Source organism: Bradyrhizobium sp. USDA 4472 (genome assembly GCF_054058595.1).
The window spans coordinates 5006417-5029528 of record NZ_JBSSAM010000001.1; the positions used below are offsets into that span (position 1 = coordinate 5006417).

Consider the following 23112-nt stretch of genomic DNA (forward strand, 5'->3'; position numbering starts at 1 on the left):
ACAAGCGGGCCAATATCGCAACTTGGCCCAGCTCACAACCTTCACGATGGAGCGATTCTGCGCGCAACGAAGGGCGGCAAGACAGCGCGGGTTCCGCGCGCGCCGCCAGGCCGGTCGGAAGCGCGGTCATGCTGCACCCGGTCGTTTTTCGACCGCGATGCTGGCGAGCGGCAAGCCCGTAGTCGCGCAGCGCGCCCGCGCCGCAACGATGCGCACCGACGCGGCATGATCGTGCCGCGCGATGCGCTCCAGCAGGCCCGCGACGGCGGCGGGCGCGATGCGCTTGTCGCGGCGGGCCGGATTGACCCGGGCCCGCAGGTTCTCCGTCACGGCGGAGCCCAGTACCAGGCTGGCAGCACCCTTGGCGATCTGTCCGAGGCTCGGATTCGAGCGGGCGCCGTTGAGGGCGCTCGCGAGTGACACGTAGCGTCGGTTGGGGCGCTCGCTGGTGAGAACCTCGGCCACGCGGTCGGCCGCGAGGCCGTCATTGCGGTGGAAGAACGCCTCGACATTCTCGGCGTGGACGCGGGCGAAGTCGAAGGCCCTGGTTTCCCTCTCGATATCGTCGACCACCGCCAGCAACGCATCGAAGGAATCCACCGCACGGCTGACGCGGGCCGGCAGCGAGGCGTGTCCTGCCGTCACCGGCGTGTTGAGGTATTCCAGCTGGATCGGCAGCTTGCCCAGCAGCACGGACTCGACCGCCGTACCGCAGTTGAGATGGATGATGGCTGCGGCATTGCGAATGCGGTCGAGCACGCTGCCGCTGCCGTCGACGACGACGTTGGCGTGACCGGCGACCGCGTCGCGGTAAACCTGCTCGCTCTCGAAGGGATGGGGCCGGATCAGGATCGTTTGATCCGGCCGCGCTGAGGCGAGCTTGCGGACGGCTTCGAGATAATTCGCGAACACCATCTTCAAGTCGGCCAGGAAGCGGTCGATATAATCCGCGTCCCAGCCGGCGCGGACCATAGTGTCGCGCTCGGCGCCCGGCTTGTTGCTGAAGCGCGAATTGACCAGCGGGAAATTGGCGTTCACCAGCAGATAGCCGCGTGGCTCGCCGTCGAGCAGCGCGCGCCAGCGCGGCGCGGCAAAGTCGAAGCGCGGGCAGCCGGTGAGATGCAGTTGCTGCGGCTTCATGGTGGCGGCATCGTTGAACGCCGCGTACAACCGGCTGCCCCAGAAGAAGTAGCCCGACAGGATCTCGGCATAACCGCTGCTGCGGACATAGGCGGCCATCGCCGGCGGCGAATTGCCGCCGGTGTCGGCGAGCACGCCGCCTTCGGTGTCGAGCACGTAAAGCGGAAGCCCGGCCTTGGCGAAGTTGCGCATCAGGTCGAGATTGGCGTCGCGCGCATAGTTGACGACGAGCGCATCGAGCCCGAGCCGGGGCACGTCGACCGCCTGCTCGTACATCGGGACGATGACGACGGACGCGCCGCGCAAGGCGAGCTGATAGGCGAGCAGCACGGCCCCCGGCAAATCGCGCTTGGGGTGGTCGACCACCAGTCCGACACGCATGATCGGGTTCCTGTCTGGATCGATCAGAGCCGCATCACCGCGCGCTCGAGGTCCGAGAGCGGGCCGGCGGCGCGGAAGCGCGGCGCCGGTTCGGGATACATCCGCGGCGGCTGGATGAAGGTCGCGGTGTAGAGCAAGCGCGTGCGGTCCGAGTGGATTCGGCTGCCCATGTGGAGGCAGCGCGCGGTGTTGACAATGAACGACGTCAGTCGCGGCGCAACCAGCTCCTTCACCGCCGAGCGGTCGACCTTGGCGAACACCTTGTCGTCGCTCATGTGGCTCTTGATGGTGTTGCGGAACGGCTTTGATGACGGCGCCGGGATAAAGGTCAGAGGTCCGTCGGCGGTGTCGCGCACGTCAGTCAGGTAGATGAAGAGTTTGCAGACGCGCTTGTCGTCGTGATCGAGATGCCAGAGCTGCGAATAGCTCAGAGGCTTGTCCGGCGTCGGCTGCGACAGGGTCAGCAGGACATCGGAGAGCTGGGGCAGATCATGCATGAAGTCGCCGATGATGCGCAACGCTGCTGGTTGCAACGCGTAGCGAACGAAGGCATGGTCGACCGGGAACGATCCGTTGACGAGATCTTCGTCCAAAAGACTCACCCAGAACGATTTGTGTCCGAGCTGCTGCTTGCCAGAAAGTTCGTTGAGGCGGCTCACCTTGTCGTCGGCGACTGCGGCCACGGCTTCTGCACGGCTGCGGTCCACCAGCGAGGAGACGTCGACATAGCCGTCCCTGTCGAGCTTGCGGCTCGCCTCGCTCCATTCAGCCTTCGTGGGAAGTTGCTTCAGGAGTTCGAGGCGCCGCGCGCGCGCGCCCGGCTGTAGCGAGGTGAGGGCCGCCTTGGTGACCCAGCCGAGATCGGTCCGGTTGATGTGCCACAACAGGCGGCGAAACTGGCTGATCTTCTGCTTCTTCGAAGTTTTCACGCCGGCATCGATGGTCGTCATAAGGGGTCGCCTGATCGCAGGAAAGAAGGACTCTTTAACCTCATGGCGCAGCCTTTTGCTACCCTAAAGTGTTGCCGGCGAGACACCTTTTCGGCCGAAATAGGACCGCCCGAGACCGGCAACCACGCTGCGCTGTTCCTGGCTCAAGACCAGGAAATACTGTGCTCCCCATATGGCGGCGCAAAACGCGACCATCAGCGTCGCCAGGGTCCCGATTCCCGCGCTGGGCGCAAAATGCAGGACGACGGCGAGAAGAAGTGCACCGATCAGGAGGATCGCCCAATGGGTCAGGATCGCGAACCAGAACCGCCGCGGGTCGATTTCGAGTTCCCTGACGAAAATCATCAGCTGCCAAGGGACGATCGCGGCGGTTCCGATCGTCTGTCCGAGAATGAAAGCACGCTCGGCCAAAAAATGCACGGCCGCAAGCGTGACCGCCGCAAAGATCATCAGATGGATCAACATCAGCATGTTCAGCCGTGCCTGAACCTTGGTACGGGTCATAAAGAGCGTGTTGCCAAAGATCACGTATTGAAAACACATCGTGACGACGAACATCAGGCCCATCCAGTGGGCGAAAGGAACGATCTGTGGCCCGATCCAGATCTGCATGATGGCGGGTGACATCACCGCGGCCGCGACAAAGGGCGGTACGGTCACGATCGGCAGCATCATGATGCCGGCTTCGCCAAATCGATTGAATTGCCGGTGGTCGTTGCGCTGATCGAGCCGGCTCACGACCGGAAGCAGCGCGGACGTGAGTAGACTCGCGACCACCTTGGCGAGGCGCGGGATTCTCACGAGCGTATCGTAAATGCCCACGCTTTGCGGACCGAGGTAGATACCGATCAGAAAAGGCTGAATCGGCGCGATAATGCCGCCGATCAACTTGCCCTGCATGACGAGGATGCAGCGCGTCATCACCTCTCGGCTGACCGTGGATGCGGGCATGGAGAGCCTGATCCGCGTGCGGCTGAGCGCGGCAATCGAGGCGCAAAGCAGGATCACCGCGCGCAACAGCGCGGCGAGGAGGAAACAATAGGTCACTGCCTCGTAGGGTTGTCCCGATCGTGCGGCATAGATAGTGGCGCCGACGTAGAGAAGGGTGGTCAGGAACTCGCAGATCCGCAACAGCCCATAGCGTTCGAAACCCTTGACGATGCCTTCCCACACCAAGGCGGGGAAAAGCAGGAGATTGCTGGCAGCCGTCGCCAACAGCATATTGGCGAAGCTCCCGGCGTGAGCCGTTTCGACCTTGAATTGGGCGACGATCAGCGGCACGGCCAGCCAAATCGCAAGGCTCAGCACAATCCCCAGGAGCAAGGAAACCAGCGTCAAAAACAGGATCTGGCTGCCGCCCAGTCGCCAGTCGCGATGTTCCCTGGCACGCGCCACGACTTGCGTGGTCACTTCAGGCAGCCCGAAATCGATGATGCCGATCAGGCCCGAGGGCAGGAAAAGGCGGGTGAGGACGATCAATCCAAACTCCGCAACGCCCCAGGTGCGGATGATGATGGGAATGACGACGACGCCCAGGACCGCGACAAGCCCGAAGACGATCGCGGACACGACGGTATTCTGAACCAGGCGCTTCAGCATGGCATTGGCCAGGTCACCACGCGCTCAGCCCGCCATCGACGGCGATGTTCTGGCCGGTCACGTATGACGCCGCATCGGACACCAGGAACAGCATTGCGCCCACCATCTCGTCGGCGCGCGCCATGCGGCCGAGCGGGATACGGGCGCCATAGCGCTGCCTGAAGGCTTCGTTCTGTCCGCTCTCGACCCCGCCAGGGGTGAGGGTGTTGACACGAACGCCCTTGGCCGCCCAGTAGGTCGCCAGGTGCTTGGTCAGGCCGATCACGCCAGCCTTCGAGGCCGTGTACGCCGCGGGGGTATTGATGGCACGTCCGAGATATTCGGAGCCTTCGTAGATGCGCTGGTCGGGCGCCATCAGCCCGTAGATCGACGCGGTCTGCACAATCGCGCCGTATCCGCGTTCGGCCATCAGCCCGCCGAATACCTGCGCGACGTTGAACATGCCCTCGAGATTGACCGACATGATTTCTCGCCAGGTTTCCTGCGAGAATTTCTCGACGGGCGCGAAGAAAGCGTCGACGTCGCGGGACTTGCTGGCGGCATTGTTGAGCAGGATCGAAACCGGTCCAAGATCGGTTACAATGGCGCTCGCAACGTTGCGCACCGCGTCCGGTCGGGTAATGTCGCAGGCATAGCCCCTGGCGCGGCTGGAATGGCGTGATGCGATCTCGGCGGCGGCACTTTCCGTCGCCGTCTGGTCGAGATCGACGAGCGCGACATCGGCGCCAAATTCCGCGAGTCCATCGGCGAAACGGCGTCCGAGAATGCCGCAGCCGCCGGTGATGACCGCCGTGCGGCCGGTGAGGTCGAACAAGGCCTTGAAGCTCGTTGCCATCGCTTTGTCCTCAAGCCTTGAGCCGTTGACGGAGCAAGAGCTCCACCAACGCGAAATCGAGATCGGAATCGATGTCGACCGAACGTTCTTCCGGCATTTCGAATAGCTGGGTGTCCGAATAGAACACCGCCGGATGTTTCAGGAACGGCTCGACACGCCAGACGTAGATTGACGCATTCATGTCGAAGCAGCGCGGCGCGTCCTGGCGTCGGACAATCGGATGATCGGCGGATTTCGACAAGCCGACGCTGCCGTCGGCGCGCTGCTCGACCAAATTGAAATAGGGCGAACGGCGCGCCGGCGCGCCGGTGATGACGTTGCGCGCTCCGGACCGTTGCAGCAGATTCACGGCGCCGGTGATGTCGGAGGCAAGGCGCAGCGGCGAGGTGACGTCGAGGTCGACGAAGATTTCCGGCATCTTGCCGGTGCGAGCGATCGCCTGTTCGAGGCAGTGGCGGATCGCGGGTAGCTTCGGGGCGGTGTCGGTCGCCATCTCGTCGGGACGCCTGATTGCGATGTCGGCGCCGGCCGTCAGCGCAGCCTCGAGCAGCGCGTCGGAATCGCTGCTGAAGGCGATCGTATCGAACAGCGCAGTCTCGCGTGCCTGTGCGATGCTCCAGGCGAGCACTGGCCTGCCCATCAGATCGCGGGAATTTTTGCCCACGACCCCCTTCGAGCCGCCGCGCGCGCAGATCGTGCAGATTAGACTCATGGCGAGATCCAGCTCTCCGAGTGCAGCGCGCGTTCGCTGGCATCGATCAGGTGCATGACGCTGCGAGCTTCCGGCAGAGAGCAAGCCGGGCTCGCGCCACGCATGGCGGCTGCGTGCATGTCGCGATAGCTCTGGTCCCGCTCGCTGGCGATGTCCATTGCCTTGCCGTTGACCGTCAGGCGGCTGCTCACGAAGTCGGCCTCGATGGTGTCGTTGTCGAGATTGACTCGGATGCGGCGGATGCCCTGGCGGTCCAAATAGTCCATGTGGACGTGAACCGATTCTGCTCGCTGCATGTCGAGCAGGAGATCGAGGTGATCGTCGACGTCGATGCCGCGTGCCCCCGACGCGCCGCCAAGCGCCGCGACGCGGTGCCATGGGCCGAACAGCCACAACAGATAATCGAGCTCGTGACTTAAATCCCTGAGCACGCCGCCGCCGGCATCGGCGGTTGCGGAGGCCGTTGTGCGATGATCGCGGCCGGGCCGCCAATCTCTGATGTCCTGTCCGACATAGGCCGCGACGGTGATCGCCTCGCGCCCTGCGAGATTTTCGACGAGCGCAGTCATTACCGGGTGGAAGCGAAGATTGTAGCCGACGCTGACATGGGCAAACGGGTAATCGGGCACGGGCGCGGCTTTTGCGAACAACGGCTTCTCGACCAGCACAGATCCGCGAAAGCCAACCTGTGCAAGCGCCAGCAAATCGCCCGCGTGTCGCGCGGTCTCGGTGGCGACGACCGCGTAGTCGGGGCGCATCTCGGTGACTGCGGTCTCGATGGACTTGTAGTCGCCGCCGTCGCGGCGGCTCACGGTTGCCACTTGCAGACCGAGTTTACGCAGCACCCCGGCGTGGCGGAGTCCGATCGAGCCCAGGCCAATCACGACGGCGGTCCCGGAGGTCACAGGAAGACCTCGTGAAACTCCGCATGCGCCTGTTCGAAATCCTCCATGCGGCCAATATCGAGCCAGTATTCGCGGATCGGATAGACTGCGACACGTCCCTTGCTGGCCATCACACGCTCCAACACGGCGGGCATGTCCACCCGGACGCCGGGTTCGACATGGCGAAACACCGAGCGGCCGATCACATAGATGCCGGCGCTGACGAACCAGCTCTCCGTCGGCTTCTCGCGGATGGTTTGTAGATAGCCTTCCGACGTCGATACCACACCGTAGGGCACGTGCACCTTGTGCTCGCGTACCGCCATTGTCGCTTCGGCCGGCGTTCCGTTGTGAAAGTCGAGAAGCGCGCCGTAATTGATGGTGGTGAGGATGTCGCCATTTGTGACGACCATCGGCAGGTCCGGCGGCGCCGGCAACAGCCCGAGAGCGCCGGCGGTCCCCAAGCGCTCAGTTTCATGGACATACTGGATGTTCGCGCCGAAAGCGGCGCCGTCGGCAAAATGGTCCCTGATCAGGTCGGCCTTGTAATTGACCGAGATGAGGATGTTGCCGAAGCCCTGCTGCACGATGTTGCGCACGATGGTTTCGAGCAGCGGCCGGCCGCCCACATTGAGCATCGGCTTCGGTACGTCCCGCGTCAGCGCACCGAGACGCTCGCCGAGTCCGCCGGCCATGATCAAAACCGGGTTCGGATAGTGGCGCGCCTCGAGCAGATCATCGAGCGTCTCGACCAGGACCAGGTGGCCGCCGTCGTCCACGAGGGGGAGTTGCTTGATCGATTTTTGCCGCATCAGATGCAAACGGTCGTCGCGCGACAGCGTCGAGGGCGCCGATACGGGCGCGCGGTTCATCACGTCGGTCGCAAGTCCCGTGAGCGAAATGCCGCGAAGCAGGCCCCGCCGGACATCGCCGTCCGTGACCACGCCAAGCAGGCGATTCTGGTCGTCGAGCACGAGCGCAATCTGAATGCTGCCGCTTTCGATCGCAGCAATGGCCTCGCCCACAGTCGCCTGCGTTCCAACGATGGCTCTGCGCCAGGATTTCATGGCAATCTGCCTCGTATACGCCGGATTTTTTGGGGGCGACCCGCGGGTGATTGAGCTATATCGCGGCTGGGCGGGGCGGCGTCAACCCCAAGCGGCCCTACCTCGGATTGTCGATGTTGGACGACGCGACCTCCGGTCCGGATCGGGGGTTTGAAGACCCGGAACCCGGGCGGTGGGGTGACGGCGCAGGAGAGTGTAATGGACGATCTCATCATCATCGGCGGCGGCGAGCACGCCGTCATGGTTTACGAGGCGGCGCTGCTGTCCGGTCAGTTCAATATCGTCGGGTTCGTCGATCGCCAACCGGTCACGCTCGGCGAGCTTCCTTATCTCGGAACAGATGAGGACGTGCCGAACTACCCGGACGCCGCCTCCGTGCTTGGAATCGGGACGCTGCAGGCCGGGCCGGCGCGCGCGCAGATGATCGGCCGTGTGCCGGTCAAGCGCTGGGCTTCCGTCATTCATCCACGCGCATTCGTCTCGCCATCGGCCAGGATCGGAGTGGGCACTGTCGTCATGCCGGGTGCCATCGTCAATGCGAGAGGCGTGATCGGCGATCATTGCATCATCAATTCCGGGGTCATCGTCGAGCACCACGTGCGTATCGGCGACTGCACCCATCTGTCGCCCGGAACTGTTGTCGGTGGTGGCGCAGAGATCGGTGAGAACTGCTTCGTTGGTCTCGGAAGCCGTGTGCGGGATCACATCACCATCGGCAAGGACTCGTTTATTGCGATGGGCTCGGTGGTCACGGCCTCCTGTCCCGACGGATCGGCGCTCAGCGGGATTCCTGCAAAGCCTCGCCGCTAGACAAGATCGTCCGGTTCGAGCGCGCGCGACGCTGCCGTCCCGATCAGCGACCAATATTCGATTGGAGAACGGCCGGATCCCGGACGCTTGGCAGTGATGTCATCCGGGCCGATGATTTCGCCTGCCTTTAGCGACCGCGCCGCAACGAGGCTCTTGCGCGCGACCGGCACATTGCCGATCTCCGAGTTTTTGGGCGCCTTTACGCCATCGCCGAGTGAGCTCTCAACATTGCGTATCGCCATCACCATTCGCTTGAATTCTTCCGGCTCTATCGATGCAGCATGATCGGGACCTTCGGCCTTTCGATCGAGCGTCAGGTGCTTCTCGATGATGCTCGCGCCGAGCGCGACCGCGGCGAGCGAAATCTCGAATCCGTCGGTATGATCGGAATAGCCGACCGGCAGCTGGAATGCAGCCCGCATCGTCGCAATTGCAGCGAGATTCACATCGGCCGTCGGGCAGGGATATTCGGTGGTACAATGAAGCAGGCTGACGTGCCGCCCGAGTGTGGCGCGCGCGGTCGGGTCGCGCCATGCCGCGCGGAAGGCGGCAATGCCCGGCGGATCGCTGTGGCTGTAGCCGTGTGCCAGCACGCCCAGCGCCTCCTCGATCTCTCCCAACGTGGCCATGCCGGTCGAAAGGATCAGCGTCGCGCCGGCCCTCGAGACTGCGTGCAGCAGCGGTGCATTGGTGAGATCGCCGGAGCCGAGCTTGATACGCTTCAGCTTCAACGACAAAAGAAAGGCGAGCGAGGCATGGTCGAACGGGGTCGACAGGAACTCGATGTTGCGGGCGGCAGCGCGTGCGATCAGGGCCTGATGTGCGGCCTGCGGCAGTTCGAGCCGCGTCAGCATGGCCAGCTGGCTCTCCGCAGCGTCCGTCGTACGTTGTTGATAGCCGGCCTTTTTCGCAGCGCTGGCCGCGAGCGACTTGGCGTTGAACGTCTGGAACTTGACGACGTCGGCACCGGCGTCTGCTGCAGCATCAACCAGCGCCAGCGCCTTCTCCAGGCTGCCGTCGTGGTTGACTCCCGCTTCCGCGATGATGAGCGTACGGCTTGCCGTCATGGGCGCACTCCAGGCTCATAAAATCCCTTCTTCAGGAGTGGCCTGAAATCGGGGATGCCGGCGATGATCTCCACAAATCGCCGACTGGATTCGCCGTCACCGTAGGGATTGACCGTATCCTGGCGCCCGCGCGCCAGAGCCTGCGCAATGGCGGAGGCGATCGCGGCGCGCCCGGGTGGTGTATGAAACACCGACGCAGCGCGCTCGCGGCCCTGCTGACGCTCGCCGATGTCGACGGTTGGAATGCCGAGCGAGGGTGCTTCGAGGATGCCGCTCGAGGAATTGCCGATCACGACATCCACCTGGTTCATGAGGCTGAGATAGCGAAGCTGGCCGAGCGATGCGACCGCGACACTGTTGGGGCGTCCGGCTACGAATGCCTCGATCCGCTCGTTCAGTGCGCGCCCCTCGGCATCGGCGTTGGCGAGCGTGAAGACCAGGCCGAAGCCAGGATCGAGCGTTGAGAGCGCTGCGAGCAGCTCCTCCAGTTCAGCGACCGATCGTCCCGCTTCGACCGTGACGGGATGGAACGTCACCAGCGCATTGCGAGTCGCGAGCGCCAACCCCGCCGCGCGACCCGTTCCGTCGCGATCCAGCAACGCCAGGCGCTTGATCGCGTCGATCCCCACCGAGCCGATCGTGTGAATTCGCGATGGGTGCTCGCCGAGCTGGATCAGCCGCCGCGTCGAGCTCTCGTTGCTGGTGAAATGGAGATGCGACATCTTGGAGATGGCGTGACGGATGGCTTCGTCGATCGCGCCTTCAGTGACGTCGCCGCCGAACAGATGCGCCATCGGCAGTCGCATGAACATCGCGGCCTGGGCGGCGGCAAAGGTCTCGTAGCGGTCGCCAAGCACGACGACGAGGTCCGGCTTGAGACGGGCGAAGGCATCGGCAAATCCGATCACGCCGAGGCCGACCGACTTGGAGACGCCGATGCCGGAATCACTCGACAGCAGCGATTCGACGCTCTCGTCGACGTCGAAGCCTTCGGCGCGAATATTGTCTATGGTATAGCCGAACTCGGGGGACAGGTGCATGCCGGTGGCAACGAGCTGGAGCTTGAGCCCCGGCGTTTCACGAATCGTGCGCATCGGCCAGATGATCAGGCCGAAATCGGCGCGGCTGCCGGTGACGAAACAGATTTTTCGGCTTGGTTCACTCATCGCGGGGCCGGATGCTGGCGCTGGAGGGAAGATTGATCAGGCGCCGCTCGATGGATTCGGCGTTCGCGAGATCGCCGCGCGGGCTCTGCGCGAACATTGGCAGGCGGTGCATCAGGGTCCAGGCCGGCCGCGCGCCGAAACCGGCTTCGTTCAGCTCCGTGAGCACTTCGTCGCGGCGCGCCGCGCAGGCCTCGTCGAGCAAGATCGCATTCAGCCAGTAATTGCTGGTGGTGCCTTCGGGCTCGCGCGAGAAGCGCACGCCGGGCACTTCCGCGAAGACACGCTCATAGGCGGCCGCCAGGCGGCGCTTGCTCGCCAGGAAACCGTCGAGTTGTTCGAGTTGCGCGCAGCCGAGCGCGGCGTTCAGGTTGGGCAGGCGGTAGTTGAATCCGATCTCGTCATGCACGAAGGCCCATTTGTGCGGCAGCTTCGCGGTCGTCGTCAGATGCTTGGCGCGGCGTCCCAGTTCCTCGTCATTGGTGAGGACGGCGCCGCCGCCGCCGGTGGTGACGATCTTGTTGCCGTTGAAGCTCAGCGCGGCGAGGCGCGCCTGGGATCCGACGGCATGACCCTTGTAGGTCGATCCCAGCGATTCCGCGGCGTCCTCGACCAGGGCGATGCCCCAGTCTCGCGCGATTGCGGCGATCTCGTCGAGCGCGACCGGATGCCCAAATGTGTGCATCGGCGAGATCGCGGCGATGCGGCGACCGGTCTCGCGATTGATCGTGCCCTTCTGCGTGCGCTCGGCAATCGCTTCGAGCCGCGTGGCGAGGGCGTGCGCGTCCATGCCGAGCGTCATGAGCGAACTGTCGACGAAATGCGGCACCGCCCCACAATAGGCAATCGCATTGGTCGTCGCGATGAAGGTCAGTGCCGGCGACATGACCTCGTCGCCGGGCTCGACGCCGGCGAGCTTGAAACAGACGTGCAGAGCCGCAGTACCGTTGACGACGGCGACGGCCCGTCTGGCGCCCGTGACTTCTTCGAGCATGCGCTCGAAGCGGTCGACGAACGGGCCGACCGAGGAGACGAAGGTGCTCTTGATGCACTCTTCGAGATAGCGGACTTCGTTGCCGGCAAAGATGGGCTCGTGCAGGCCGAGGATGCCGTTGGGCGTGCCCGCGGCACGACGGACGGCATCGACCACGGCCTTTGGCTCGAAGGCGGATTTGGTCACGGCCACTCCCAGACTTGCCTCAGACATTGTAGACGTCCGCCTTGTAGCGGCTCAGATTGGCGGGATTGGTGAACCAGCCCACCGTCTGCTCGATGCCGCGGCGCATGCCGTCGAGCCCGCCGAATTCCGGCGCCCAGCCAAGCTGCTGGCGCGCCTTGGAATTGTCGGCCCAGAGCCGCTCGACCTCGCTGTTGGCGGGGCGCAGGCGCGCCTCGTCGGTCTCGATCTCGATCCTGACGCCCATCACGTCGGCAATCATCTCGACGGTTGCTCCGACCGAGATCTCGAAACCGCTGCCGAGATTGATGGTCTGGCCGACGGTCTGCTCGGCGGGCGCGGTGAGCCCGGCGATCAGGCCGCGTGCGGTGTCGGTGGCGTAGGAGAAATCGCGTGTCGGGCTGATGGCGCCGAGCCGGATCTTGCGCTTGCCCGTGGCGATCTGACTGATGATGGTCGGGATGACCGCGCGCGCGGATTGTCGCGGTCCGTAGGTGTTGAACGGTCTGATGACGACCACCGGCATGTCGAACGAGGCCTGGAACGACAGCGCCATCTGATCGGAGGCGATCTTCGAGGCCGAGTAGGGCGATTGTCCGACGAGCGGGTGATTCTCCTTGATCGGCACGACCTGCGCGGTGCCGTAAACCTCACTGGTCGAAGTCTGCACGAAACGCCGCACACCGGCCATGCGGGCGGCCTGGAGCACGTTCACCGTTCCGCGCACGTTGGTTTCGACATAGGAATCGGGCGCGACATAGGAGAATGGAATTGCGATCAGCGCGGCCAGATGCAGCACGTCGGTGCAGCCGCTGGCGGCCGCGATCATGAAATGCGGATCGCGGATGTCCCCGGCCACGACCTCCACCGATTTCATGACGTCGGTCGGAACCGTGTCCAGCCAGCCCCAGGAGTTGAAGGAATTGTAGTAGACGACCGCTTTGACCCGGGCCCCGGCTTTCACCAGCTCCTCGACGACATGCGAACCGATGAAGCCGTCGCTGCCGGTAACGAGGACGCGGGCGTCCTTCAGATCTGCCATGTCGGACCCCAAACGCGATTAAACCAGTCTTCCCAATAAGATGGCGCTATAGCACACTGGCGGTTGTGCGCAACAGAGCAGCCTTTTCGCCATGCGCCAAGTGCGCGCTTATGCTGCACTTTTTGATGGCGCGTCGAATCGGGCGCGCCCGCCTAGGCATTGCCGGTCGAACCTAGCCGTTCCCTGACGAACGCCTCGAGGTTGCCGCCCTCGAACAAATGGCCTGCTATGCCAGCGGCCTCAGCGGCCTCCAAGTCGCTCGCCTTGTCACCGATCACCAGGCTGCGCGACATGTCGACCGGGAAGCGCGCGACGAGGTCGGTAATCATGCCGGGTGCCGGCTTGCGGCGATCGCTGGCACGACAATAGCGCGCAATGGTGCCGTCCGGGTGATCCGGGCAATACTCGAACGCGTCGACATGGGCGCCGATCATCGCCATCTGGTCCGCCATCCAGCGATGCAGCGCCACGACGTGCTGCTCCTCGTAATAGCCGCGCGCGATGCCGGACTGGTTGGTGATGACAAAGGCGAAGTATCCGGCATCGTTGACGGCTTTCACGGCTTCGCGCGCGCCATCGATCCATTCGAGCTTGTCTGCCTCGTAGGCATACCCGGAATCATGGTTGAGCACACCGTCGCGATCGAAGAACACGGCCGGACGCCGCAGCTTCTCGCGCAGTTCGCGGTCGGCGCGTGCGAGATCCTCAGGGATCCCGATGTCGATGAAATAGCCCCGATAGGCCGTGCCGTGCAGCGCGTCCCGTGCAACGAGGGATGGGAACACGTTCTGCTCGAGCGAGGCAGGAAGCGTTGTGATGCCTGCGACGACGGATTTGTTGACGACGTAGACGCCAGCGTTCACAGGTCCCGTAGCGCCCGCACCCGGCGCGACAAACGCCCGCACGACGTCCCCTTCCAGTACGACGCGGCCGTAGCGGTCGCCCTCGACGCCGGCGCGCAGCGCCATGTGGACGCCGACAGGGCGCGCGTGCGCGATCAGGTCCAGCAGATTGAAGTCGAACAGCGAGTCGCCATTGAGCAGCAAAAAGCGGTCATGGAGGAGAGGGCTCGCATGAACCAGCGCGCCCGCAGTGCCGAGCGGCTCCGTTTCCCGCGACACGATGATTCGTGTGCGGCCCCGGCTTGCCCCGGCATACCGCGTCTCGACGAGTTCGGCCTTGTGGCCCGCGAGGAGCAGGATCTCGTCGAACAGATCATAACGGGCGAGTTCATCGATCAACGTGTCCAGGAACGGTTGCCCGCCGACCTCGAGCATCGGCTTGGGCACGGCCCTGGTTCGCTCGCCGAGCCGCGTGCCGAGCCCGCCGACGAGAATGGCGGCCTGTCTCAGCATGCGGGATGGCCGTTACATCGCAACGCGATTGCCAGCGCGAAGCATCTCGGGCGGGTTGAGATCATCTTCAACTATCGTGTTGCCCTAGGTTGGAAGTGTTGTCCGATGAACCCGAGCCTGGTTGCAAGCCAGCGGGGGCGGATCATGGCAATGGCCCATGGTACGACTGGTAATCCGGCACGAGCAAGTCCGGATTCCAGAATCAGAGCGATCGCCAGTGCTGCGATCTTGAGCCAGTAGCTTTCCACGATAGCGAAATTGAGCATGCCGCCGATGTACATCACGTGGAACCCGTACAGCACATAGAGGGCCAGAAATGCGGATGAATATCGTCCGAGCATCGCGCCTTTCACGATCAGGGCGGTCAATAACGCGGCAGTGAACCCGCAGCCGAAAAGAAATGGCCAGGCGTAGATCGGACCGAACAATTCAAAGAATATCTCCGGAAATCCGCCGGCAAACTGGAACCCCCGGAATATGTGTTCGGACGTGCGGGGCTCGCCGATTGTTTCGAGCATCAGATATTGCGGAGTTGTATTCTTGTTCGGGTCCAGCGGGCGCTGAAATAGGAAATCGTAGACAGAATCGGGCTGCCAGTGGTTATGGACGAACACGCGCTCGTAGGAAATCCAACCCATTTCGCTCGGCTGGATGAGCAGGCGCTCCCAGAATTGGGACGCGACCTCAGAGCCTTCATAACCGCGGACACTGACCAGATTGTTATAGATCGCCGTGGCGGCCAAGAGGACGGCGAGCGAAATGCCCGCGCCGATGATTGCAATCTCGCGCGTGCCAAAGGTTTGCCTAATCCAGCCAAACGGCACCTTCGATCGCTCGGCGGCACTCTGTGCAACGATTGCAGATGACGGAATGACGAAGAAGCTCAGAAGGCTGTAGAATGCCGAAAAGCGATTGCCGGTAAGGAACATGTAGGCGAGCAGGATCGCGAGCAGTCCCAGATAGCGGACATCGGTCCTGCGATTTCGCAACCATTCCGCGGCAAACATGATGCCCCACCAGAATGTGAGGAAATTGCCGTACCTAACCAGCCACCGGTGCGCCGCGCCGGCCATCTCCGCCGTGTAAGCATAGCGCTCAACATGCGCAAACAGCGGAATGGAGCCGTGACGCAGCATGTCAAGAAACACGTAGCCGAGGAACAGGGCTGACAGCACGATCGTCAGATCCGAGAGCGTCAGCATGCCCTGCTGCGCTCGGCGGCGGTCGATCGCCTCACGCCAGGCGCTGATCACGCTCGGCCGCAGCACCATGACAAAGGGTACGAGTGTCATGAAATAGGCCAGCACGTGCAGCGGCGTTACAAGGCCGGGGCCGATGTAGCGAAGGGTCTGGGATGACCATACCGGACCAGCCAAGTCGATGAAGGTGATCGATGCGGTGCGCCAGACAAAGGTGAACAGGATGAAGAAGAACCCCAGAAAGATCACAGGCCGGTAGGCTGCCAGGAAAAGAACAAACAAGCAGAATGCGCTCGTCGAAAACGCGACTACGACCTGGTCTGGGAGGGCCGGCATCTTCTTGAAATCAACACGACTTGGATAGACGTATCTTTATGCTTTTCACGCTCCGGATCCTCTCCGCGGGCCCACGGCCAGAGCGAGAATGCTCATCGCCGCAATCATAACAAGGCCGGCCAAAATGGACGCCCTCAGCGTTCCGATCGAGCGAGAGGCCATGGGTGAAATAGCGGCGCTCAGCTGCACAACCGTAGGCTCGCTCATCTCTGCCAGATTCTCGCCGGTCTGAATACGATCCTTCAACTGGTTCCAGGCTGGAATCGCCGCGGGTACCGTGGGCACGATCGGCGCGCGAATATTGTCGGCGGGCTCTGGCGACAGGAGACGGGCGTTGACACTGTCGTTTGATTTCTCGATTTGAGCCACCCGTGCTTTGGCATCCTCGATTTGGGCCCGCAGGGGTTGCAGGCGCTGCTTGAGGAGGGCGCCGTGCGCCTCGCTGATTTCCGCAGCCAGGGCGGCGAGCGCCGCCTGAACATCGGCGGAAGAGCCTGCCGAAAGCTCGACTGCGATGTCACGTTCGCTGTCCAGAACTATGCCGCGCAGGCTGGACGCGACCATCATCTTGGAAAAGCTCGAGGTCTTGGGATCAAGGGCCGCACGGTTGGCGACCTTTTCCCTGAATGCCTGATCCGAAATCCGTGCGACGAGGCTCCGGGGAGGTTCGAGCGGAGCCAGCGGAGGGCCAGACAGCTGCAAGACAAAAGCCGCCGGCGGGGCGATTCCGATCGTCACGGTTGCCTTGCCGGTCCAGGCTTGTATGGGTTTCGGCTCGTACAGGGCAAATGTCAGCACGACCGCGGCCAGGGCCGCGCCTGCGATCGGGAGTTTGAATTTCCAGAGCCGCGCTCCGATGAACTTCAAAACGCTCCTCGCATCCGGTGCTGTGTCCGAATTGTACTGATCCACGATTGCCCTGACAAAAGTCGTAGCGCCCCCGCCACGCGGATTTCTAGCTGTGGTTCTCCTCCAGGGCAACCCCGCCAAGCACTCTTATTGAGCCGGCCTCTATTGAGCAGGGCATCGTCCTTGCCGTCCCTGCGAGGGGACGAGCCGAAAAACGATGATCAAGGCGTTACGCCAAGGTCTTGGTGGGCGAGCACCACCGTGGACTTCTTATAAAAACGTGCAATGCAGTCGTTTGGCAGCTGCAGTGGGGTTTCCTTGAGTTCATCACCCGCCAAGAGCCGCGGCATCGCGGTGCGGCGGGAGACAGTGACGTCTGCGTCGCTGGTTGTGGAGAGAAGCGAGTTTCTGGCGAGGCTCTCACGCCAGTAGACGACAAGCTGCGGCCATTCATCCCTCAGCTGTACATACGTAGGGGCGCCGGTTACCGGCAGGATCTGCCATGTTCCGAACGCGACGACGAGAAGGGCGGCGACGCCTGCCGTTCGCGGCATTTCCCTCTTCTGGAACTGAAGCAATGAGCCCAAGATGGCTTGGACCCAGATGACAATGCAGGTCGTCAGGAGCATGACCTCAGCGGCAACAAGTTCGTTTCTCGCTCTGAGCGCAAGCACCTCGCCGGTGCTATAGGCGCCGATGAAGTAGGACGAGAATGCCCACACCGCACCGAGGCAGAGCAGGCCGACGGCAAACAGCATGTTCTGAGCGGCCGTCCTGAACGATATGCGAGTGGTGGTGGCGATGCCGAAGCAGACGGCCAGAATTCCGAACGACTGAACAGCCTCCAGCTTGCCCAGAAAGATCGCGTAATCGGCGAGGTAGATGAGCGCAGTATCGAACGAAGCGCCGATGTCGCCGCTTCGCTGATACGCTCCGAGCCGAATGGCATTGCTGGGTGAAAAAAACACGACGCAATAGCTCAGGAGGATGGTCGCGATGATGGCCACGTGGTACCCGCCCTGAGCCTCCCGCCGCATGACCAACACCCTGAACAGCAGCGACAATAGCGCAGCGCCGAGGAGGAAGAATGCCGTGAATTCATTGAACATGGCGGTGAACGCGCAGACGAGAATGGCAAGGCATAACGAAGAAATGCCGATGCGATTGCGGTTCAGCGCGACGCCGGTTGCCCAGGCCGCAAAGAGCGATGCGCCGACAGCGGCGGTCAAATAGCAGGCTTCGCCGGTCACCCAGTAGACGAACTCGCTGATGTTGGGGACAAGGCTCAAAATCAGAGTGCTCGACAGCAAGCCAAGTAGGCCACCGAGGAGATAATCGTCCGTCCGCAACAGCCATGTTGCCGAAACCATCATGGCGCCGGCGAACAAGACAATGACGACGACGTTGAAGACCGGATAGACGGCAAAAAGATCGAGGCCGGTGGCGCTTGCCAGCAGGGAAGGCATGGTGATGATCGCCAGCGCGGGCAATCGTCCAGTCACCGACACGTAATATTGGTGGACAGCCCCGACTGCCTGCCCGAGGGTGCTCGAAGCCAGGCAGAAATCATCGGTCGATGGGCTGCTGTAGAGCGCGGCTGAGGCGAAGGGCAGAAGATACCACAGGGGAATGAACCACAGCAGGACGTATCCGAACCGTGTGACGATTGAAATTGCGCGGGGGCCTTTTGTACCAACGGGCATTGCAGCTGATCGATCCGCTTCGGTGCCGGCCTGCAGCGAGTTCATGCCCGGAACGCTTTCTTCAAGGGGCCGCCTTTCCGTCGAGCGGAACGATGTCAGGGATCGGGCCGATACGGACCGAGGTGCTTGCCTCTGCGTCGAGGAATTCCTGCCGGTCGCAAAAGCGGATCAGGCAGCCATAATAGCGGGTGGATAATTCATAGTTGTTCAGGACCGGCGCCTTTGGAACAAACTCGATCGTCGCCTGCGGACCGCGCAAATCCATGTTGCGAAACGCTGACCCGTCCATCCGCATGGCCTGGTCTATTTCCTGAAGAACCGTCGGTCGCTCGTTTCTCCCGGTGAAGCCGAACAGGGGGCGGTTGTCCCAGGCGACGTGCAAGGCGCCAGTTATCTCGCTGATCCCGTAATAGGTATTGCCGGGATAGTCGAGGAAGCCATCGACCAGATTGAACACCGCCGCAGGCGGCTCGCGATAGCTGCGCTGCAGCTGTTCGATCATAGCTGACTGCCGAATCCATCTGGCCTGTTGAAAGAAATAGCTGTTCCAGAGCGAGCAAAGATTGGCCGAGAGAACCAGTGCGCAGACGGCGTAACTGACGAATTTACTGGAAGCATGCTGCACGACACGAAGGATCGAGACGAGAATGAAGCCGAGAGGAATACCAAAAAGGATCAAGTGCCTTGATTCGTAAAAATGACCGGTTGGGGATATGCCGACGCTGATATAGGGCAGCGCGCAGACGACGAAGAGCATGATCCCCGCGACCGCTGGCCAGATCAGGTCGCGTGGCGACGTCCGCGAACGGCTTGCGGCAATCCTGCTCTGCCACAAAGCCAGGGACACAAACGCGACGCCGGCAACGAGCGACAGGATGGCGGGCAAGCGGGATTGCGCGGCGAGTTCGATCGCGTTGAGGAAGGGTTCGTAGGTGCCCCATCGTACGAATTGCCGCAGCTGAACAAGCGTGTCGTCGAGCGCGGGGACCCGGATCAAATAGTAGTCACGGTAGGGACCGATCTTGGGAAAGAAATAGTTGGTCGAGACCCAGTAAACGAAGGGAACCGCAAGGTAGTCTGCAAAGCGCTTTGCCGATTGAGCGAGGCGGTTCGCTATCGGCTGCTTGCGGCCTTCGTCGGATTTGATCAGCCAAATGCCGGCCAGCAAGCCTACGAAGTAGACGACGATCATCGAGTTGATCGCGAAGCTGCAGAAGATTGCAACGAGGCTCACGAGCCGTAAACCGACGCTTGGACGGCGTGAATTTGCGATGCCGGCAAAGAGATTGAGCCCAAGGCAGAGCAGAGCGAAGCTGAAGATGTATGGGGCGGTGATCTTGGTCGCCCAGTCACGGAAGCCAGCGTAGGTCCACACGAGGAAGACAACGCAGGACGTCTCGAATTCGGAAAGAATCCGCAGGTGAATCAGAAAAGATCGCAGGCTCAGGGCGCCGATCGCGATCCCCGCCAGCGCGAGCCCGTTCATGAAGAGCATGGGATAGCCGGTCAAGTTGGCCATCGCGCAGTAGAGGTAGGTGATCGGATGCCCAGCGCCGTGAAGCAGGAAGGAAATCAGTGTTTGGTATCCTGGCTTGACCTCGAACATCAGCCAATCGTCGCCGAACAGTCCATTGTTGAAGGCCAGGGGGACGTGCACGATCAGCAGGAAGCCGACCAGAAGGCAGCTCGTTCGGTCCAGCAAGGCGGCGCGCGGCAGGTCGCTGTGTGCGTCGGCGCGGGACGGATTCGGCGTCAACATGTTGCCCCTAGACGATTGTGCCGGCACGGCCCCAGTTTGTTGTCAGGTCGACACAGCGCCCGACCGCCGGAGAACAGCTCAGTCAAAATTGATTCGTTCGCGTTCCACCACAATCGGCCGCCGCCGCACCTGATTGAAGATCGCAACGATGTATTCGCCGAGTACACCAAGGAAGAAGAGCTGCACGCCGCCGAAGAAGAACAGGCCGATGACGATCGTGGGAATGCCGCGCGGGCCGATGTCGAAGCCCGCGATCTTGAGCAGCAATACGACGAACGCATAGGCGAAGCTCAGCGATGAAATGATCAGTCCGAAGAAGAACGCCGAGCGCAGCGGCACCGTCGAGAAGCTGATGGCGCCGAGCAGCCCCTGGTCGATCAGGCTCGACAGCCGGTTGCGCGATATGCCGTGCTTTCGCGCGAGCCACGTATAGGGCACTCCGATGGAGCGGAAACCGCATTCGAACGGCATCATGCGCATGAAGGGCTGCACGTCCTCGAATTGCTCCATGGCGTCGAGCACCTTGCGGTCGACCAGCTGGTAGTCGCCGACGTCGGCGGGATAGTCGACATAGGACATGCGGCTGATCATCTTGTAGTAGAGATGTCGCCCCGTGCGGCTCAGGAACGGCTCCTCGCGCCGCGCCCGGATGCCGAACACGATCTCATAACCTTGCTCCCAATGCTTGACGAAGGTCGGGATCAGCGCCGGCGGATCCTGCAAATCGGCGGGCATGAACAGCACCGTGGCGTCGCCGGTCGAGGCCAGCACGCCGTTGTAGGTGTTCCTCAGCACGCCGAAATTCCGGGCGTTGACGATGACCTTGACCGAAGGATCCTGCGCCGCGATCTCCTTCAGGATCTCCACGGTCCGGTCGGTCGAGGCGTTGTCGCAGAAGATGTGCTCGCGCTCATAGCCCGGTAGCTCCCGATCGAAGATGTCCTTGACCGCTGCGTAGCATTCACGGATTCCCGCTTCCTCGTTGTAGCAGGGGGTCACAAGGCTGATCTTCTTCGGCATCAATCCTCCAGGGCGTCCATTCAGTCACCCGCGGGTCGGTATCAGGCGGATGGCAGCCGGCCCGGGGCGGTTGATGCGCTGGTGGTGGGGTTGCCATCTTTCAATCCTTTCTTTAGCAGGTAAGCGGACAACTTCAACCGCTCCCAAAGCGGGTAATAAATGCCTGATCTCGTTGACAAGACTGGGCTGATCGTTCTGATGTGATATTCCTGCTGGATGGGTGTGAGCATGAAGGCTGTGATTTTGGCGGGTGGGTTCGGCACCCGCATCACCGAAGAAAGCCACGTCAAGCCGAAACCCATGATCGAGATCGGCGGCAAGCCGATCCTGTGGCACATCATGAAGATCTTCTCGTCGCATGGCATCGACGAGTTCGTCATCTGCTGCGGCTACAAATCGTACGTCATCAAGGAATACTTTGCGAATTACTTCCTGCATATGGCTGACGTGACGTTCGACCTCGCCAACAATTCGATGGAAGTGCACAACAAATTCGCCGAGCACTGGAAGGTGACGCTGGTCGACACCGGCCTCAACACCATGACCGGCGGGCGGCTCAAGCGTGTCAGGGATTACGTCGGCAACGGGACCTTCTGCATGACCTATGGCGACGGCCTCGCGGACGTCGACATTGGCGCACTGCGGGATTTCCATCGCGCCCACGGGCGCCACGCGACGGTCACGGCGATCCAGCCGCCGGCCCGTTTCGGCGCGCTCGATATCGATGACGATGTCGTCCAGCATTTCGAGGAAAAGCCGCGCGGCGACGGCCGCTGGATCAACGGCGGCTTCTTCGTGCTCGAGCCTGCGATCTTCGACTATCTCGGCGACGACGCCACGATCTGGGAGCAGGAGCCGCTCAAGCGCTTGTCACAGAATGGACAGCTCGCAGCCTACCGCCACGCCGGCTTCTGGGAGGCGATGGACACGCTGCGGGACAAGCTGCATCTGGAGCAGCTCTGGGACAGCGGGCGGGCGCCCTGGAAGCGTTGGCCATGAATGCCGGTTTCTGGACAGGCAAGCGCGTTCTCGTCACCGGCCACACCGGGTTCAAGGGCGGTTGGCTGGTCACGTGGCTTCGTCATCTCGGCGCCGAGGTCGCAGGCCTTGCGCTGGCGCCGTCGACGACCCCCAATTTGTACGACCTGGCGCAGGTCGGGCAGGACGTCGTATCGGTCTTCGCCGACATCCGCGATCCCGCTGCGGTCAAGTCCGCGTTCGAGCGGTTCCAACCCGAGATCGTGTTCCACATGGCGGCGCAGGCCATCGTGCGCGCCTCCTATGAGGACCCGGTTGGTACCTACGCGACCAACGTCATGGGCACCGTCCATGTATTCGAGGCGGTGCGGACTTCAGGCGTGCGCGTGCTCGTCAACATCACGAGCGACAAATGCTACGACAACAAGGAATGGGTGTGGGGATATCGCGAGGTCGATCCGCTCGGAGGCAAGGATCCCTATTCCAACAGCAAGGCCTGCGCGGAACTGGTGACGTCGGCCTATCGCTCGTCGTTCTTCAGCGGGGCTAACCGGATCGGGTTTGCCAGCGCCCGCGCCGGAAACGTGATCGGCGGCGGCGACTGGGCGCAGGACCGTCTGATCCCCGATGTGATTGCGGCGATCCGCAATAGCCAACCGGTGCCGGTTCGGAATCCCGAGGCGGTGCGGCCCTGGCAGCACGTGCTTGAGCCGCTGTCGGGCTATATTCTCCTTGCCGAGCATCTGTGGAGCGACCCGGCCGCTTTCTCGAGCGAATGGAATTTCGGCCCCGACGCCGACAGTGTGCGCACCGTGCGCTGGCTGGTCGACCACCTGGCCGTCCTGTGGGGTGTTCCGCCGCAGCAGATGCCGCAGCCGGGCGAGCACCCACATGAGGCGCGGCTATTGTCGCTCGACAGTTCCAAGGCGCGGGCCCAGCTCGGCTGGATGCCGCGCTGGGGCCTCGACCGTGCCGCATCCGCCGTCGTGGAATGGTACAAGGCATTCGAGCAGGGCGCCGAGGTCAGACCGGTGATGGTTGACCAGATCGACGCTTTCATGAACACAACACGCGGCTAGCTCAATT

Annotated in this window: 20 protein-coding genes; 3 read left to right on the forward strand and 17 right to left on the reverse strand. The window is 62.5% G+C overall.

The window, feature by feature from the left end; translation table 11 throughout:
• Positions 1-126: 126 nt before the first annotated feature.
• The 7 genes from ACVWZ4_RS23305 to ACVWZ4_RS23335 form a co-directional block, all read right to left on the reverse strand.
• On the reverse strand, positions 127-1521 hold the full coding sequence (locus ACVWZ4_RS23305; protein ID WP_456790351.1) for a surface carbohydrate biosynthesis protein: 1395 nt from the start codon (positions 1519-1521) through the stop codon (positions 127-129).
• 23 nt (positions 1522-1544) lie between these two features.
• Positions 1545-2471 (reverse strand): hypothetical protein, encoded by a 927-nt coding sequence (locus ACVWZ4_RS23310; protein ID WP_456738754.1) that lies wholly within the window; start codon positions 2469-2471, stop codon positions 1545-1547.
• Positions 2472-2534: 63 nt separating this feature from the next.
• A complete protein-coding gene (locus ACVWZ4_RS23315) occupies positions 2535-4070 on the reverse strand; it encodes an oligosaccharide flippase family protein (RefSeq protein WP_456790352.1) in 1536 nt (511 codons plus the stop codon).
• Between the two features lie 13 nt (positions 4071-4083).
• Entirely contained in the window at positions 4084-4905 is an 822-nt protein-coding gene (locus tag ACVWZ4_RS23320) for an SDR family oxidoreductase (protein ID WP_456738752.1), read from the reverse strand.
• A 10-nt stretch (positions 4906-4915) separates the two neighbouring features.
• Complete coding sequence (locus ACVWZ4_RS23325) at positions 4916-5617, reverse strand: acylneuraminate cytidylyltransferase family protein (RefSeq protein WP_456738751.1); 702 nt, start codon at positions 5615-5617, stop codon at positions 4916-4918.
• Positions 5614-6522, reverse strand: a complete 909-nt coding sequence (locus ACVWZ4_RS23330) for a Gfo/Idh/MocA family protein (RefSeq protein ID WP_456790353.1) — start codon at positions 6520-6522, stop codon at positions 5614-5616. The genes ACVWZ4_RS23325 and ACVWZ4_RS23330 overlap by 4 nt, the downstream gene beginning before the upstream one ends.
• Positions 6519-7568: a nucleotidyltransferase family protein gene (locus ACVWZ4_RS23335; protein ID WP_456790354.1), complete on the reverse strand. Its 1050-nt coding sequence runs from the start codon at positions 7566-7568 to the stop codon at positions 6519-6521. Before ACVWZ4_RS23335 ends, ACVWZ4_RS23330 begins: the two co-directional genes overlap by 4 nt.
• Before the next feature lie 198 nt (positions 7569-7766).
• On the opposite strand from ACVWZ4_RS23335, the gene ACVWZ4_RS23340 reads away from it, so the two are divergent.
• On the forward strand, positions 7767-8378 hold the full coding sequence (locus tag ACVWZ4_RS23340; protein WP_456790355.1) for an acetyltransferase: 612 nt from the start codon (positions 7767-7769) through the stop codon (positions 8376-8378).
• Here the strand turns inward: ACVWZ4_RS23340 and neuB are convergent.
• The 10 genes from neuB to ACVWZ4_RS23390 form a co-directional block, all read right to left on the reverse strand.
• On the reverse strand, positions 8375-9445 hold the full coding sequence (neuB, locus tag ACVWZ4_RS23345; RefSeq protein WP_456738747.1) for an N-acetylneuraminate synthase: 1071 nt from the start codon (positions 9443-9445) through the stop codon (positions 8375-8377). The genes ACVWZ4_RS23340 and neuB overlap by 4 nt on opposite strands.
• Complete coding sequence (gene neuC, locus ACVWZ4_RS23350; RefSeq protein ID WP_456790356.1) at positions 9442-10611, reverse strand: UDP-N-acetylglucosamine 2-epimerase; 1170 nt, start codon at positions 10609-10611, stop codon at positions 9442-9444. Before neuC ends, neuB begins: the two co-directional genes overlap by 4 nt.
• Positions 10604-11788 carry a LegC family aminotransferase gene (locus ACVWZ4_RS23355; RefSeq protein WP_456790357.1) on the reverse strand — a complete coding sequence of 395 codons (1185 nt, stop codon included), beginning with the start codon at positions 11786-11788 and terminating at the stop codon, positions 10604-10606. Before ACVWZ4_RS23355 ends, neuC begins: the two co-directional genes overlap by 8 nt.
• A gap of 19 nt (positions 11789-11807) precedes the next feature.
• Positions 11808-12827, reverse strand: coding sequence for an NAD-dependent 4,6-dehydratase LegB (locus ACVWZ4_RS23360; RefSeq protein ID WP_456790358.1), 1020 nt, complete (start codon positions 12825-12827; stop codon positions 11808-11810).
• A 152-nt stretch (positions 12828-12979) separates the two neighbouring features.
• Positions 12980-14182: an HAD-IIIA family hydrolase gene (locus ACVWZ4_RS23365; protein WP_456790359.1), complete on the reverse strand. Its 1203-nt coding sequence runs from the start codon at positions 14180-14182 to the stop codon at positions 12980-12982.
• Positions 14183-14253: 71 nt separating this feature from the next.
• The gene (locus ACVWZ4_RS23370; RefSeq protein ID WP_456790360.1) at positions 14254-15663 is read right to left on the reverse strand and encodes a DUF6418 domain-containing protein; all 1410 of its coding nucleotides are present in this window, start codon (positions 15661-15663) and stop codon (positions 14254-14256) included.
• Positions 15664-15762: 99 nt separating this feature from the next.
• Complete coding sequence (locus ACVWZ4_RS23375) at positions 15763-16584, reverse strand: hypothetical protein (protein WP_456738741.1); 822 nt, start codon at positions 16582-16584, stop codon at positions 15763-15765.
• Positions 16585-16787: 203 nt separating this feature from the next.
• A complete protein-coding gene (locus ACVWZ4_RS23380) occupies positions 16788-18314 on the reverse strand; it encodes a hypothetical protein (RefSeq protein WP_456790361.1) in 1527 nt (508 codons plus the stop codon).
• A 16-nt stretch (positions 18315-18330) separates the two neighbouring features.
• Positions 18331-20028 carry a hypothetical protein gene (locus ACVWZ4_RS23385; RefSeq protein WP_456790362.1) on the reverse strand — a complete coding sequence of 566 codons (1698 nt, stop codon included), beginning with the start codon at positions 20026-20028 and terminating at the stop codon, positions 18331-18333.
• Between the two features lie 78 nt (positions 20029-20106).
• On the reverse strand, positions 20107-21048 hold the full coding sequence (locus ACVWZ4_RS23390) for a glycosyltransferase family 2 protein (protein WP_456790363.1): 942 nt from the start codon (positions 21046-21048) through the stop codon (positions 20107-20109).
• 228 nt (positions 21049-21276) lie between these two features.
• Between ACVWZ4_RS23390 and rfbF the strand changes: the two genes are divergently transcribed.
• Both rfbF and rfbG read left to right on the forward strand, forming a co-directional pair.
• Entirely contained in the window at positions 21277-22047 is a 771-nt protein-coding gene (gene rfbF, locus ACVWZ4_RS23395) for a glucose-1-phosphate cytidylyltransferase (protein WP_456738737.1), read from the forward strand.
• Complete coding sequence (rfbG, locus tag ACVWZ4_RS23400; RefSeq protein ID WP_456790364.1) at positions 22044-23105, forward strand: CDP-glucose 4,6-dehydratase; 1062 nt, start codon at positions 22044-22046, stop codon at positions 23103-23105. Before rfbF ends, rfbG begins: the two co-directional genes overlap by 4 nt.
• Positions 23106-23112 lie beyond the last annotated feature (7 nt).